We start from the raw sequence: 14,300 nt of genomic DNA on the forward strand, positions 1-14,300 counted from the left end.
GTGTGGGTGGGCAGCACGTGATCAGCTCTCCGCTGGGGGGCCGGACCCGGGCGGGCGCGGCTCCTCGGACTACCCGTCCGCCACCGGAGTCACCCGGTCGTGGACGGCGGCCGGTGCGGGGGACGTGGATCATGGCCGGGTGCCCGAGTTGCCCGAGGTGGAGGCGCTGGCGGCGTTCCTCCGCGAGAACGCCGTCGGCCGGGTGGTCGCGCGCACCGACCTGACCGGCCTGCAGGCGCTCAAGACCTTCGACCCGCCGCTGTCGGCCCTGGCCGGCCTCGAGGTCACCGGCGCCTCCCGGCACGGCAAGTTCCTCGACCTCGAGGTCTCCGGCCTGCACCTCGTCGTCCACCTGGCCCGCGCCGGGTGGCTGCACTGGCGCACCGGCCTGCCCGCCGCCCCGCCGAAGCCGGGCAAGGGGCCGCTCGCGGTGCGCGTGCACCTGGATGACGGCAACGGGTTCGACCTCACCGAGCAGGGCACCCGCAAGGGCCTCGCCGTCCACGTCGTCCGGTCGCCGGCCGAGGTGCCGGGCATCGAGCGGCTGGGCCCCGACGCGCTCGAGGTCGACCGCGACACCTTCGCCCGGCTGATGGCCGGCCGCTCCGGCCAGGTCAAGGGCGCGCTCACCGACCAGACGCTGCTGTCGGGCATCGGCAACGCCTACTCCGACGAGATCCTGCACGTCGCCCGCCTGTCGCCGTTCAAGATGGCCGACAGGCTGAGCGACGACGAGGTGCTGCGCCTGCACGACGCCGTCCGGGCCGTGCTGTCGGACGCGCTGCAGCGCCAGGTCGGGCAGAGGGCGGCCACGCTCAAGGGCGAGAAGCGCTCGGGCCTGCAGGTGCACGCGCGCACCGGGCTGCCCTGCCCCGTCTGCGGGGACACCGTCCGCGAGGTCAGCTTCGCCGACACCTCGCTGCAGTACTGCCCGACCTGCCAGACCGGCGGCAAGCCGCTGGCCGACCGCCGGATGAGCAAGCTGCTGCGCTGAGAGCGGTCCCAGTCCCCGGAGGGGGTCCGCCGGCGCCCCGGGGGTGGTACGACGGACCCGTGGCAGAGCGGCCGCCTCCCGTGGTGACCCTGGAGCACGTCGCGCGCGCGGCGGGGGTCTCGCGCGCCACGGTGTCCCGCGCGGTGACCGGTTCGGGACCCGTGTCGGCCGACGCCCTGCGCCGGGTCCGCGCCGCCGCCGAGGCGCTGGGCTACGCGGCCGACCCGGTCGCCCGGGCGCTGGCCCGCGGCACGGGCACGCGGGTCGTCGTCGCCATGACCGGCACCTCCGACGCGGTGCTCGCCTGTGCCTACACCGGCCGGGTGCTCACGACCGCCGCCCGGCTGTGCGCCCCCGAGGGGCTGGGCGTGGCGCTGCGCCGGCTGCCGCTGCACGCGCCCGCGGCCGAGCTCGACGCGCTCGCGCGCGACCGCACGGTCGGCGGCGTCGTCCTGGTCAACACCACCACCGAGCTGCTGGCCGCGGTGCCCCGGCAGCTGCGCGGCCGGGTCGTGTCGATCGGGGTGGGCAGTGCCGACGTGCCGTCGGTCGACGTGGACGCCGCCGCGGCGGCCGCCGCCTCCGTCGCACACCTCGTGCGGTCGGGGCGCCGCCGGATCGCGATGGTCACCGGCCCGGAGTGGCTCCCGTGCACCCGGCGGCCGGTCGCGGCCTTCCGCGCCGCCGTCGCCGCGGCCGGGCTGCCGGTGCGCACGGTCCCCGGCGGCTTCGACGCCGCGTCCGGCGAGGCCGGTGCGGAGGAGGTGCTCGCCCGCTGGCCCGACACCGACGCCGTCCTGGGCAGCTGCGACGACGTGGCCCTCGGCGTGCTCGCCGTCCTGCGCCGGCACGGCCGGCAGGTGCCCGGCGACGTCGCCGTCGCCGGGTTCGACGACGCCCCGCTGGCGGAGGTCACCGACCTGACGACGGCGACTCACCCCGTGGAGCGGATCGCCGACGCGGCGGTGCGGGCGGCGCTGACCGGCGCCGCGGCCGACGGGACGGTGTTCTTCCCGTCCGAGCTGGTGCTGCGCCGCAGCGCCTGACCGTCAGCCGGCGAGCAGCGACGTCAGGCGCGACAGCAGCCGGGTGAGCACCGCGCTGCCGACCCCGGCGTCGTCGTCGGCGGGCCGGTCCTCCCCCGCCGCGCCGACGGCGCTCCACCAGTCCTCCAGCGGCGGCGGGGCGAGCACGTCGACCCGCTGGCCCGGGCGCGGCACCAGCACCGGCACGTCGGGGCCGACGGCGGCCAGCAGCCGCTGCACCGGCTCGGCCCAGCGGTGGAAGGCCAGGTTGAAGGTGGCCCAGTGCACCGGGAGCAGGGCGCGGCCGCCGAGGTCGCCGTGCGCGCGCACCGCCTGCTCGGGGTCCATGTGGATGTGCGCCCACGCGTCGTTGTAGGCGCCGATCGGCAGCAGCGTGAGGTCGAAGGGGCCCAGCCGCGCGCCGATGCCGGCGAAGGCGGGCGTGTAGCCGGTGTCGCCGCCGAAGAACACGCGGTGCCGCGGGCCGGCGACCACCCAGGACGACCACAGCGTGGTGTCGCGGGTGAGGTAGCGGCCGGAGAAGTGCCGCGCCTCGGTGCAGGTGATCGTCAGGTCGCCGACCGTCGTCGCGCCGTCCCAGTCCAGCTCGACGACGCGGTCCTCCGGCACGCCCCAGTGCCGCAGGTGCACGCCCACGCCCAGCGGGACGACGAACGGCGCGTCCTGCTGCTCGACCAGCGCCCGCACCGTGGGCAGGTCGAGGTGGTCGTAGTGGTCGTGCGAGATGAGCACGGCGTCGACGCGGGGGAGGGTCTCCACCGGCGCCGGCGGCTCGTGCAGCCGGGTGGGGCCGAACACCGGCGACGGCGAGACGCGGTGGCCCCACACCGGGTCGACCAGCACGCGGGCGCCGTCGACCTCCAGCAGCGCGCTGGAGTGCCCGAACCAGGTGACGGCGAGCTCGCCCGCCTCGGCCGGGATCGCCGGGCGGGCCAGCGGCACGGGCCGGGCGGGCAGGCCGACGTGCCGGTCGTCGTGCCACTGCCGGAGCAGGCCGCGGCGGGCGTTCGGCGGCGGCAGCGCCGGCGTGGGCAGCGTGTTGTGGAACCGGCCGCCCGACCACTGCGGCGACCCGGCCACCGTCGGGCGGATCTCGCGGCGCCCGGCGCCGATCGCCGTCGGCAGGCCCCACGCGGCGCGGGCCAGGAAGCCGGCGGGCAGGGCGAGGGCGGCGGTCAGGGCGATGCGACGGGCTCGGCGCGGGGACGGCACGCCTCCCAGCATCCCAGCCGTCCCGGCGTGCCGGCCGCCGATGCCGGGGTCATGCTCACCACGTGGCGACCGATGCCGGCCGGCGCGGACCCGCCCCGGACGACGAGGGCGGCGACCCGGCGTGCTGGCTCGAGCGGGTGTGCCCGGCGTGCGGCCGGCTCGCCGACGAGGACCCGCCGACCCGCTGCCCCGCGTGCGGCGAGGAGCTCGCCGCCGACTGACGCCCGTCCCGGCTCCGGCTCGTCCTGGCTCACCGCAGCGCGTCCTGGCTCGCGGTCGGCGGTGAGCCAGGACGCGGCACGATCAGGCCGCCTGATCGTGCGCCCGGCCTCGCGCCGCGGTGCCCGACCTCGCGCCGCGGTGCCCGACCTCGCGCTGCGGGGCGAGGCCGGGCACCACGCGGCGAGGTCAGCGGCCGGCGGCGAGGTCGGCGAGCGCGCGGCGCAGCGCCACCCCGGCGGCGTCGGCGCGCACGTGCAGCTCCTCGCGCAGGTCCAGCGGCAGGCCGGGACTCTCCAGCTGCGCCTGCAGGTCGAGGTCCTCGGCGAGCGCCCGCGCCTCGGCGGCCACCGCGGCCGCGACGTCGTCGGGACCGGGTAGCGGCGCCCCGGGCGGCGAGGCGAGCAGCACACAGGCGTGGACGCGGGTGGAGTCGGCGTCCTCGGGCTGCAGGAGGACCAGCAGCGTGCGGGACGCGCCGTCGTCGAGGTCGGTCCGCTGCCGGAGCTGGAACGGGGCGCGGAACACCGAGGTGACCCGCTGCCCGCCGCCCGTCCGCTCGGCGGTGAACCCGCCCGGCTCCGGGGTGACGGTGCCGCCGGTGACCTCCGGCTCGCCGCCGTCCGCGTGCACGAACGGCAGGTGGGCGACGTCGAGGAGCGCGTCGGCCAGCGTCGCGGCCGGGCCGGCCGACCGGGCCGGCGGCAGCCAGCCGCCGACGAACCGCCGGTCGCCGTCCTCGGGGACCGCCAGGTCGGCGCCGCGCGGCTCGGCCGGGGCCAGCCAGACGACGCCGAGCCACTCCCGCACGCCCCACGCCGGCGGGTCGGCGGTCACGCCGGCGGCGGAGCGCGACAGCGTCCACGTGCGCCCGAGCAGCCGCACCTGCAGCCAGCCGCCGGCGCGCAGCTCCCGCGAGAGGGCGACCGGGTGCCAGGCGTGCTCGAGGGCGGGGTGCAGGTTGCCGAGCACCGGCCCGGACGGCGGCGCGGGGGCGGGCGCGGGCTCCGGGACGGGCGGAGCCGGCGGCGCCGGCGGCAGGCCGACGGCGGTGCGCTCGGGCGCCAGCCACACCCAGCCGTGCCGCTCCTCGACCGCCCACGGGACCGACAGGTCCGCGCGCGGAGGAGCGGTGCCGTCGGGGCCCAGCGACGGGACGTCGACGCAGCGGCCGTCGCCGTCGAACCGCCAGCCGTGGTACGGGCACTGCAGCCGGCCCTCCACCACGGTGGCCGCCGCCAGCGGCACCAGCCGGTGCGGGCAGCGGGCGGGGAAGGCGCTCACCTCCGCCCCCGGCCGGAGCCGGACGACGACCCAGGACCGGCCGCCGGCGCCCACCGGCACCGGCGTCGTCCCCACCTCGGCGGCGCGCGCCACCGGGAACCAGCCCGTCGACCGTGCGGTCGACGGCATCCGCGTCGCGGTCATGACCCATTGCAGCGCCGGCGCGCTACCGCGGCGTGACGCCGGGGAGAAGGTCAGGTCACGGCCCGGCCTCGAAAGTTTCGGTGGTGAGCACCGCAACCTCTCGACCCCTAAGGTGAGCGCGGTCACACGACCAGTGGCGTTCCGGATCGACGAGGGAGCAACCCGTGACAGAACCCGCCGAACGGCGGTTGCTGACGCCGGAGGAGTACCGGCAGGCGCAGGACTCGCCGGAGTTCACCGAGCTGCGCAGGCGCTTCCGGCGCTTCGCCTTCCCGATGACCGTGGCCTTCCTGGCCTGGTACCTGCTCTACGTCCTGCTCTCGACCTACGCGCCGGACTTCATGTCCACGCAGGTCTTCGGCAACGTGAACCTCGGCATCCTGCTGGGGCTGGGGCAGTTCGTCTCCACGTTCGTGATCACCCACCTCTACGTGGCGCACGCGAACCGGAAGACCGACCCCATCGCCGACGAGATGCGCGAGCGGCTCGAGAGCCACCAGTACGCCGGCAGCGGCCGGACGGGCACCGACATCAGCAAGGGCGGTGCCACCCGTGCCTGACGCCACCGTGCTCGCGGCGGACGCCACCATCGGCAGCCCCGCCGTCAACATCTCGATCTTCGGCGCGTTCGTCCTGGTCACCCTGGTGATCACGTTCCGCGCCAGCCGCAACAACAAGAGCGCGGCCGACTACTACGCCGCCGGCCGCAACATCAGCGGCACGCAGAACGGCCTGGCCATCGCCGGCGACTACCTGTCGGCCGCGTCGTTCCTGGGCATCGCCGGGGCCATCGCCGTCTACGGCTACGACGGCTTCCTCTACTCGATCGGCTTCCTCGTCGCCTGGCTCGTCGCGCTGCTGCTCGTCGCCGAGCTCATGCGCAACACCGCGCGGTACACGATGGCCGACGTCCTGGCCTTCCGGATGCGCCAGGGCCCGGTGCGCACCGCGGCGGCGATCTCCACGCTCGCGGTGTCGCTGTTCTACCTGCTGGCCCAGATGGCCGGCGCGGGCGGCCTGGTCACCCTGCTGCTCGGGGTCACCGGCGAGGCGGCGCAGGCGCTCGTCGTCGTCCTGGTCGGCGCGCTGATGATCATCTACGTGCTGGTCGGGGGCATGCGCGGCACCACCTACGTGCAGATCATCAAGGCCACGCTGCTCATCGCCGGCGCGCTGGTCATGACCCTGTGGGTGCTGACCGAGTTCGGCTTCAACCTGTCCTCGCTGCTCGGGGACGCGCAGTCGGTGGCGGTCGAGGGCCGCGACGTGCTCGCGCCCGGTGCGCAGTACGGCGCCACCGGCACCTCGAAGCTCGACTTCGTGTCGCTGGGCCTCGCCCTGGTGCTCGGCACGGCCGGCCTGCCGCACGTGCTCATGCGCTTCTACACCGTGCCGACGGCGAAGGACGCCCGTCGCTCGGTGGTCTGGGCGATCTGGCTGATCGGCGTCTTCTACCTGTTCAGCCTCGTGATCGGCTACGGCGCCGGTGCCCTGGTCGGGCCGGAGCGCATCCTGGGCGCCCCGGGTGCGGTCAACTCCGCCGCGCCGCTCCTGGCCTTCGAGCTGGGCGGGACGATCCTGCTCGGGATCATCGCCGGCGTCGCCTTCGCGACGATCCTCGCGGTGGTCGCCGGCCTGACGATCACCGCCTCGGCCTCCTTCGCCCACGACGTCTACGCGTCGGTGATCAAGAAGGGCAAGGTGTCGCCGAACGGGGAGGTGCGGGTCGCCCGCATCACCGCGATCGTCATCGGTGCGATCTCCATCGGCCTGGGCATCCTGGCGCTGCAGGCGGGCCTGAACATCGCGTTCCTGGTCGCGCTCGCGTTCGCCGTCGCCGCCTCGGCGAACCTCCCGACGATCCTCTACACGCTGTTCTGGAAGCGGTTCACCACCCAGGGCGCGCTGTGGTCGATGTACGGCGGCCTCATCGCCTGCATCGTGCTGATCGTCTTCTCGCCGGTCGTGTCCGGTGCGCCGGTCAACCCGGCCACCGGGCTGTCCCCGTCGCTGTTCCAGGACGTGGACTTCCACTGGTTCCCGCTGAACAACCCGGGCATCGTGTCGATCCCGCTGTCGTTCTTCCTCGGCTGGCTCGGCTCGATCCTGTCCAAGGAGAAGCCGGACCTGGACAAGAACGCCGAGCTCGAGGTCCGGTCGCTCACCGGGATCGGTGCGGAGAAGGCCGTCCAGCACTAGGAGGAGGGCCCGCGCGGGCCCTCCTCAGCACCAGCCGAGGCGCGCGTCCCCACCCGGGGGCGCGCGCCTCGCGCGTCGGGTGGGCTCAGGCAGCGCGGACGGCGGGGACGGCGTCGGGCAGCGCCGCCGTCACGTCGGGCAGCGCGGCGTCGACCGCCGCCACGGCGGAGCCGGTCGAGCGGGCGGCACGGCGCGAGCGGCGCACCGCGAAGCGGGTGCCGAGAGCGGCGGCGACGACGAGGCCGGCCAGGGCCTCGCGGACCGAGCCGGTGGCGGCGGCGGCCACGGCGACGGCGAGCGCCGCGGCGTAGACCGCCGTCAGCAGGACGGCGGGGGAGGGCAGGTGCACGGGGGACCTCCGGGGACTGCCGGTCGTGCGGGGGCTGCGCCCGCCGGGCCGGCGGCCGGGCTGCGGGACAGCCCGGCCACCGGCACGGCGACGGCGCGGGGGATGCGAGGTCAGGGCCTCACTTGAGCAGGTCCTTGGCCTTCTGCAGCATCGTGTGGGCCTCGGTCTGCGGGGTGCTGTAGAGCCGCGGGTCGCCCGGGGGCAGCGTCGGGGCGTCGGCGGTGGCCTCGATGGCGGCGGCGCGGAACTCGCCCTTGCCGTCGATCGACGGGCCCGAGGCCCAGCGGCCGTTGGCGGCCTCCGGGCCGTCGGAGGCCTGGATGAAGGTGAAGCCCAGGTCGCCGACCTCGTCGGAGAGCGGGAAGGCCTCGGGCACCGGCAGCCCCTCGAGGCCGTCCTCCTTCAGCTGCTCCACGGCGGCCAGCCACTGCTGCTGGTGCATGTGGTCGCGGGTGATGAGGAACTTGAGCATGTCCTTGACGCCCGGGTCGTCGGTCATGTTGTAGAGCCGGGCCACCTGCAGCCGGCCCTGCATCTCGGCGGTGGCGTTGTAGTAGAAGTCCGCCATCAGGTTGCCCGAGGCGGTCACGTACGCGCCGGTCCACGGGTTGCCCATGCTGTCCATGTAGGAGGCGCCCTGGCCGTTGACGATGAGGTGCTGCGGGTTGTGCTGCCCGTAGCCGGCGGCGGCCTCCTTGGTGCGGTCGGCCGAGTCGGGCTTGAGCGGCACGTGGTCGAGCAGCCGGTCGATCATCGTCACGATCATCTCGACGTGCGCCAGCTCCTCCGTCCCGATGGAGAGCAGCATGTCCTTGTACTTGCCGGGCAGGCGGCAGTTCCAGCCCTGCAGCAGGTACTGCGTGGCGACGGTCATCTCGCCCCACTGACCGCCGAGGACCTCCTGCATCTTGCGCGCGAAGTCCGGGTCCGGGCCGTCGGGCTTGGCCTCGTACTGCAGGGCGTGGGTGTGCGTGAACACGGGCTCTCCTCGTGGCGTCGTCGCGTCGCCGCCGCTGCGGTGACACCCGGGATCTGCCCGCGCCGGGTGGCCCGCCCGTGCCGTCCGCTGGCCCGCCCGTGCCAACCTGACGGACCCGTTCCGTGGAGGGCCGATAGCGCTACGAGGGCCCTCACCGCTCCGGGGAGGAGCCCAGGGCGCGACGATGGCGGATCCCCTACCGGTCGGGGAGGTCCACCCGGAGCGTCAGGCCCGCGTCGGTCACCGCCCAGACGACGGTGCCGCCGAGGTCGCGCGTGTGCCGCTGCACCGACCACAGCCCGAGCCCCGTGAGGTCCACCGGCGGGACGTCGCGGCGCAGGTACTGCACGACCCGGTGCGGGTGCGCGACGTCCTGGGTCAACGACAGGCGCACCACGCCCCCGCGGCTGGTGACCGCCAGCACCACCGGGGCGCCGTCGCCGTGCCGGTGGGCGTTCTCCAGCAGGTTGGTGAGGATCCGCTGCACCCGTGCGTCGGCCACCCGCACGTCGGCGGCGCGGTCCTGCAGGGCGAGGGACAGCTGCCCGGCCGGCAGGCCGGAGGCGGCCACGGCGGCACGGACGACGTCGCCGAGCAGGCGGCCGCCGGTCCGCCGGGTGGCCCCGCCGGTGGCGTCGGCGGTGCGCAGCATCGACGACAGGTGCGCGGTCTGCGCGCGGGCGAGGTCCAGCAGCTCCGCGCGGTCCCCGGCCGTGCGGTCGAGGGTGCCCAGCAGCGCCTCCAGGGAGGCCAGCGGGCTGCGCATGTCGTGGCACATGGCGCGCAGCAGCGCCGTCTCCGGGGTGGGCGGTGGCTCCTGCTCCGGTGGCCTGCGGCGGGCGACGCGCACGACGTGGTCGCGCACCACCCGGGCGAGGTCGGGGATCAGGCCGCTGGGCCGCTGCGTGCGCGGTGTGTCGGGTGCGAGGGTCACGGGCACCTCCGGGGTGCGTGCGGCCGGGGCGGCCGCGGAGGACGGGAGGGTCGTGGGGTCGACCGACGCCGGGGCTGGGCGCCTGGGGCAGACGGGCGGGCACGTGGACGTGGTGGTCGTCGACGACCACCCGCTGTTCAGCAGGGGTCTGGCGTTGCTGCTGCCGGGGGTGAGCGAGGGCCGGGTGCGCGTCGTGGCCACCACCGACGACGCCTCGGCGGCCGCGGCGATGGTCAGCCGCCACCACGCCGACGTCGCCGTCGTGGACCTGCACATGCCGCCGCCGGGCGGGGTGCGGGCGATCGCGGCGATCCGCCGCGCCGACCCGATGGTGCGGGTGGTGGCGCTGTCCGGGCTCGCCGAGGCCGACGCCGCCCTGGAGGCGCTGCGCGCGGGCGCGGCCGGCTTCCTGCCGAAGACCGCCGACCCCGAGCACCTGGTCCGCCCGCTGCTGGCGGTGCTCGACGGCTGGTCGGTGGTCCCGGAGGCGCTGCTGCGCCAGCTGCTCGACGACGCCGCCCCGACCGGGGAGCAGACCGTCGCCGACCGGCTCACCAGTGACGAGCGCCGGCTGTGGCGCCTGGTCGCCGACGGCACGAGCACCGTCGACATCGCCACGACGCTGCACGTCTCGGAGCGCACCGCCAAGCGGCTGGTCGCCTCCCTGCTGCGCAGCCTGGGCGTCGCCACCCGCGTGGAGGCGGCGGCGCTCGCCGGCCGCGTGGGCCTCCGCAAGGGGACCGACGGGCCGGGCTGAGCAGGGGCCGGCTGCGCGGGGTGCATCGCGCCCCCGCTACCCGGGCGCGTGATCGACACGCCCGCGTTCCGCAAGGTGGCCCCGACGGGCCACCGCCCCGCCGGGTCAGCCGGCGGGAGGCGGCGCGGCGTCGCCCGCCGCGGCGGCCCACGGACCCGACGCCGCCACCGTGAACGCCGCGACGTCGGCGGCGGCCATGTCCACGGCCGCGTAGCCGCCGGTCCCGGCGCCCACGCACGCGGTGACCGTGGCCAGCCCCGCCCGGCGCTGGAAGACCGTCTGCCGGACCGTCCAGCCGACGACGGCGCGGCGCTGCAGCACCGCCTGCTCGCGCACCAGCAGGCCGCTGCGCACGCTGAACGATCGCGGGCCGGTCGCGTGCCCGAGCGCGGCGTAGCGCCCGAGACCCAGCGGTACGCCGAGCACGGTCAGCGCGACGCCCACGGCCAGCAGGCCCCAGAAGCCGGTGCCGGTGTACAGCCAGGCCCCGCCGGCGGTGACGACGAGGCCGGCGAGCACCGCGCGGGACACCGCGCGCCGGCGTGCGGCCGGCGGGTGCGGCCGGAGCGGGCCGGGGTCGTCGACCAGCACGCCGAGCAGCCGCAGCGCCTCCGGCCGCGGGCCGAGCGGGAACAGCTGCCCCCGCCGGTTGGCCGCGCCCAGGCCGGTGACCAGCGCGTTGACCCGGGCGGCGCGCACCAGCCGCATGCCCAGGCCCTCGGCCAGGGTGCCGCCGCGGATGCGGTCGACCTCTAGCTCGGTGTGCCGGCGGGTGAGCAGCCCGCGCACGGCCACCAGCGAGCCGCCGCGGCGCACGAGCCGGAAGCCCCAGTTCACGACCGCCGCCCCCAGCACCGCCCCGGCGGCGAGCAGCGCCAGCGCGAGGGCCACGCCGACGGCCACCACGGTGCCGGTCAGCTCCGGGCCGTCGAGGTCGGGCCGCAGGCCGCGCGGGAGCTCCTGCAGCAGCCGCGACAGCGCCCCGACGGCCGCCAGCGGCACCGCCAGGTAGCTCGCGACCAGCGGCGCGTACAGCAGCCAGCGCGGGTCGAAGCGGGCGAGTTCCTCCTCGGGCGGCTCCTCGAACGGCGCCCCGGGGTCGGCGCCCGGGAGCACCGGCCGGGCCGACCGGCGGTGGGTGAGCACGGAGACGCGCAGCCGGTCGCCCTCGGCCCGCGGCACGCCGTCGACCACGACCTCCTCGTCGCCGTCGGTGCCCACCCCGGCCGCGGCGTCGATGCGCACCCGGACCAGGCCGAACAGCCGGTGCAGCGCCGGCGCCTCCACCTCCACGCCGCGGATGCGGTCGTTGGGGACGGTGCGCACCGAGCGGGCGAGCAGGCCGCGGGTGACCACCACCGCGGCGGGGGTGTCGGCGTAGGTGGTGCGCCACCAGGTGAGGCCCGCGAACAGCAGCGACAGCGCCGTCACCGCCACCACGAGCGCGACGACGACGCCGGGCCCGTCGATGCCCACCGCGGCGACCACCGGGATCGCCGCGGGCACGACCTGCCGGGCCTGCTTGAAGGTGACCGTGTGCAGCAGCACCACCAGCGGCGAGGTGCGGCGCGCGGCGGGCGGGGGCGCGGGCGGCGCGGCCGCCGGCGGGGCGGGCACCGGCCAGGGTCCTGTCACGTGGCCTCGTCCCGCACCTGCTCGGCCCGCCGGGCCAGGTCCTCGGCGACCCGCTCGGCCACGGCCAACTCCAGGTGCGGCACGCGGACGGTGCCCTGCGACGAGGCGGTCAGCACCGCGACGCTGGCCAGCCCGTAGAGCTGCTGCAGCACGCCGCGGGTGACGTCGACGGTCTGGATCCGGGCGATCGGCACCAGCGTCCAGGTGCGGGTCAGCCAGCCGGTGAGGGTGTGCACCGTCTCCGCGGTGACCTCCCAGCGGTGCACCCGGTACCGGATCCACGGCCGCACGCCGATGGCCACGACGGCGTAGACGCCGACCAGCACCGGCAGCAGCCAGCGCAGCACCGGCACCGGGCCGCCCACCGAGGCGGGCACCACGAGCACGGCGACGGTCACGATCGCGCCGTAGACGAGCGTGCCGACGATCCCCTCGGTCACCCAGAGCCAGATCGCCGAACGGGACAGCGACCAGGCCGGCTCGGACACCGGGGGCGCGGGGGCGGCGGACATCACGGCCCATCCTCCCAGTCCCGCGCGGGGGCGGCCCGCGCGTCCGGGCTGGGAGGATGGGTGCCGTGATGCCGCAGCAGGTCCCGACCGTGCCCGCCGACGAGGTGCCCTCCGACGCCGTCCTCCTCGACGTCCGCGAGGACGACGAGTGGGTCACCGGCCACGCCGAGGGAGCCACCCACATCCCGATGGGCGAGGTGCCCGCCCGCCTCGACGACGTCCCCGAGGGCGACCCGCTCTACGTCGTCTGCCGCAGCGGCGGCCGTTCGGCGCGGGTGGCCGCCTGGCTCAACCAGAACGGCTACGACGCGGTGAACGTCGGCGGCGGGATGGGCGCGTGGGAGGCGGCGGGCCGGCCCCTGGTGAGCGAGACCGGCCAGCCGCCCTTCGTGCGCTAGCTCTTCGGGGCGTACTCCGCGAAGCGGCTGCGCAGGTCCTTCTTCGAGAACTTGCCGACGCTGGTCTTGGGCACCTCGTCGATGAACTCGACGGCGTCGGGCATCCACCACTTGGCCACCAGCGGCTTGAGGTGGTCGAGGATCTCCTGCTCGGTCGCCTCCTCGCCCGGCTTGAGGACGACGCAGGCCAGCGGCCGCTCGTCCCACTTCGGGTGCGGGATGCCGACGACCGCGGCCTCCTTCACCTTCGGGTGGCTCATGATCGCGTTCTCGAGGTCGACCGAGCTGATCCACTCGCCGCCGGACTTGATGAGGTCCTTCGTGCGGTCGGCGATGCGGATCGAGCCGAAGGAGTCCATCGCCGCGACGTCGCCGGTGCGCATCCAGCCGTCCTCGGTGGTGAGCACCACGCCGGCGTCGGGGTTGTAGTAGTCCTGCGCGCACCACGGGCCGCGGACCTGCAGCTCGCCGGTGGCCTTGTCGTCCCAGGGCTGCGGCTCGAGCGTCTCGGCGTCGACGATCCGCGCCTCGACGCCGAGGAACGGGATGCCGGCGCGGGCGCGCTGGGCGGCCTTGCCCTCGTCGTCGAGCTGGTCGAAGCGCGGCGGCAGGATGCCCGAGGAGGCGACCGGGTGGGTCTCGGTCATGCCCCACGCCTGCAGGATCGGCAGGCCGACCTGCTCGCGGTAGGCCTCCGACAGCGCCTTGGGCACCGCCGAGCCGCCGCAGCCGATGTCGCGGAGCTTGTGCGGCTTGCCGGCCAGGTGCGGCAGCACGCCCTGCCAGATGGTCGGGACGCCGGCGGTGAAGGTGACGCCCTCCTCGACGATGAGCTTCGCCAGCGCCTCGGGCTGCATCATCGGGCCGGGCATGACCAGCGAGGCGCCGGCGGCCGGGGCGGCCTGGGCGATGCCCCAGGCGTTGGCGTGGAACATCGGCACGACCGGCATGGCGACGTCGCGGATGCTCAGCCCGAAGGCGTTGGGCATGAGCACGCCCATGGTGTGCAGGAACGTCGAGCGGTGGCTGTAGACGACGCCCTTGGGGTTGCCGGTGGTGCCCGACGTGTAGCACATCGAGGCGGCGCTGTTCTCGTCCGTGACGTGGAACTCGACCGGTGAGGCCTCGGCCAGCAGCGTCTCGTAGTCGGACACGCGCGGGTCGTCCGGGATCTCGTTGTCGCCGCCGTCGTCCATGACGACGACGTGCTTGACCGTCTCCATCGTGTCCACCAGCGGCCAGAACAGCGGCAGCACCGAGCGGTCGACGAAGACGACCTCGTCCTCGGCGTGGTTGGCGATGTAGGTGAGCTGCTCGGGGAACAGCCGGATGTTGAGCGTGTGCAGGACGCGGCCGGTCGAGGGCGCGGCGAAGTACAGCTCGAGGTGGCGCTGGCTGTTCCAGCCGAAGGTGCCCACCCGGCCGTCGGCGCTGATGCCCAGCGTGTCGAGGACGCCGCCCAGTCGCCGAGTGCGCTCGGCCCACTCGGCGTAGGTCACCTTCGTGACGCCGGTGGGGCTGTTGGTCGCGATCGTCCCGTCGCCGTAGTGCTGCTCGACGTGCCGGAAGATCGCGTCGATGGTGAGGGGGAAGTCCTGCATGAGCCCGCGCATGGCGGCATCGTGCCAGTGACGGCGC

Annotated in this window: 15 protein-coding genes; 7 read left to right on the forward strand and 8 right to left on the reverse strand. The window is 75.7% G+C overall.

Features of this window, described 5'->3' with window-relative positions:
* Window positions 1-139 precede the first annotated feature (139 nt).
* Both ACI79X_RS17030 and ACI79X_RS17035 read left to right on the forward strand, forming a co-directional pair.
* Window positions 140-994, forward strand: a complete 855-nt coding sequence (locus tag ACI79X_RS17030) for an Fpg/Nei family DNA glycosylase (RefSeq protein WP_457026603.1) — start codon at window positions 140-142, stop codon at window positions 992-994.
* A gap of 59 nt (window positions 995-1,053) precedes the next feature.
* Entirely contained in the window at window positions 1,054-2,040 is a 987-nt protein-coding gene (locus ACI79X_RS17035; protein ID WP_457026604.1) for a LacI family DNA-binding transcriptional regulator, read from the forward strand.
* Window positions 2,041-2,043: 3 nt separating this feature from the next.
* On the opposite strand, the gene ACI79X_RS17040 is transcribed toward ACI79X_RS17035, so the two are convergent.
* The gene (locus ACI79X_RS17040; protein ID WP_457026605.1) at window positions 2,044-3,252 is read right to left on the reverse strand and encodes an MBL fold metallo-hydrolase; all 1,209 of its coding nucleotides are present in this window, start codon (window positions 3,250-3,252) and stop codon (window positions 2,044-2,046) included.
* 62 nt (window positions 3,253-3,314) lie between these two features.
* Here ACI79X_RS17040 and ACI79X_RS17045 point away from each other — a divergent pair, with 62 nt between their 5' ends.
* A complete protein-coding gene (locus ACI79X_RS17045) occupies window positions 3,315-3,473 on the forward strand; it encodes a hypothetical protein (protein WP_457026606.1) in 159 nt (52 codons plus the stop codon).
* A 187-nt stretch (window positions 3,474-3,660) separates the two neighbouring features.
* On the opposite strand, the gene ACI79X_RS17050 is transcribed toward ACI79X_RS17045, so the two are convergent.
* On the reverse strand, window positions 3,661-4,899 hold the full coding sequence (locus ACI79X_RS17050) for a Rieske 2Fe-2S domain-containing protein (protein ID WP_457026607.1): 1,239 nt from the start codon (window positions 4,897-4,899) through the stop codon (window positions 3,661-3,663).
* 164 nt (window positions 4,900-5,063) lie between these two features.
* Between ACI79X_RS17050 and ACI79X_RS17055 the strand changes: the two genes are divergently transcribed.
* Window positions 5,064-5,459, forward strand: coding sequence for a DUF485 domain-containing protein (locus tag ACI79X_RS17055; protein ID WP_457026608.1), 396 nt, complete (start codon window positions 5,064-5,066; stop codon window positions 5,457-5,459).
* Window positions 5,452-7,098, forward strand: coding sequence for a solute symporter family protein (locus ACI79X_RS17060; protein ID WP_457026609.1), 1,647 nt, complete (start codon window positions 5,452-5,454; stop codon window positions 7,096-7,098). Before ACI79X_RS17055 ends, ACI79X_RS17060 begins: the two co-directional genes overlap by 8 nt.
* Window positions 7,099-7,183: 85 nt before the next feature.
* Here the strand turns inward: ACI79X_RS17060 and ACI79X_RS17065 are convergent, their stop codons facing one another.
* The 3 genes from ACI79X_RS17065 to ACI79X_RS17075 all read right to left on the reverse strand — a co-directional run bounded on the left by ACI79X_RS17065 (window position 7,184) and on the right by ACI79X_RS17075 (window position 9,360).
* Window positions 7,184-7,447, reverse strand: coding sequence for a hypothetical protein (locus ACI79X_RS17065; RefSeq protein ID WP_457026610.1), 264 nt, complete (start codon window positions 7,445-7,447; stop codon window positions 7,184-7,186).
* Between the two features lie 118 nt (window positions 7,448-7,565).
* Window positions 7,566-8,426, reverse strand: coding sequence for a manganese catalase family protein (locus ACI79X_RS17070; RefSeq protein WP_457026611.1), 861 nt, complete (start codon window positions 8,424-8,426; stop codon window positions 7,566-7,568).
* 196 nt (window positions 8,427-8,622) lie between these two features.
* A complete protein-coding gene (locus ACI79X_RS17075; RefSeq protein ID WP_457026612.1) occupies window positions 8,623-9,360 on the reverse strand; it encodes a sensor histidine kinase in 738 nt (245 codons plus the stop codon).
* A 103-nt stretch (window positions 9,361-9,463) separates the two neighbouring features.
* Between ACI79X_RS17075 and ACI79X_RS17080 the strand changes: the two genes are divergently transcribed.
* A complete protein-coding gene (locus ACI79X_RS17080) occupies window positions 9,464-10,117 on the forward strand; it encodes a response regulator (protein ID WP_457026613.1) in 654 nt (217 codons plus the stop codon).
* 105 nt (window positions 10,118-10,222) lie between these two features.
* Here ACI79X_RS17080 and ACI79X_RS17085 read toward each other — a convergent pair whose 3' ends face one another.
* On the reverse strand, window positions 10,223-11,752 hold the full coding sequence (locus tag ACI79X_RS17085; protein ID WP_457026614.1) for a PH domain-containing protein: 1,530 nt from the start codon (window positions 11,750-11,752) through the stop codon (window positions 10,223-10,225).
* Window positions 11,749-12,264: a PH domain-containing protein gene (locus ACI79X_RS17090; RefSeq protein WP_457026615.1), complete on the reverse strand. Its 516-nt coding sequence runs from the start codon at window positions 12,262-12,264 to the stop codon at window positions 11,749-11,751. The genes ACI79X_RS17085 and ACI79X_RS17090 overlap by 4 nt, the downstream gene beginning before the upstream one ends.
* A 68-nt stretch (window positions 12,265-12,332) precedes the next feature.
* Here ACI79X_RS17090 and ACI79X_RS17095 point away from each other — a divergent pair, with 68 nt between their 5' ends.
* On the forward strand, window positions 12,333-12,662 hold the full coding sequence (locus tag ACI79X_RS17095; protein ID WP_457026649.1) for a rhodanese-like domain-containing protein: 330 nt from the start codon (window positions 12,333-12,335) through the stop codon (window positions 12,660-12,662).
* Here ACI79X_RS17095 and ACI79X_RS17100 read toward each other — a convergent pair.
* Entirely contained in the window at window positions 12,659-14,275 is a 1,617-nt protein-coding gene (locus tag ACI79X_RS17100; protein ID WP_457026616.1) for a long-chain fatty acid--CoA ligase, read from the reverse strand. The two genes, ACI79X_RS17095 and ACI79X_RS17100, sit on opposite strands and share 4 nt — an antisense overlap.
* Between the last annotated feature and the right edge of the window lie 25 nt (window positions 14,276-14,300).

It is taken from the genome of Geodermatophilus sp. SYSU D01119 (genome assembly GCF_054049975.1).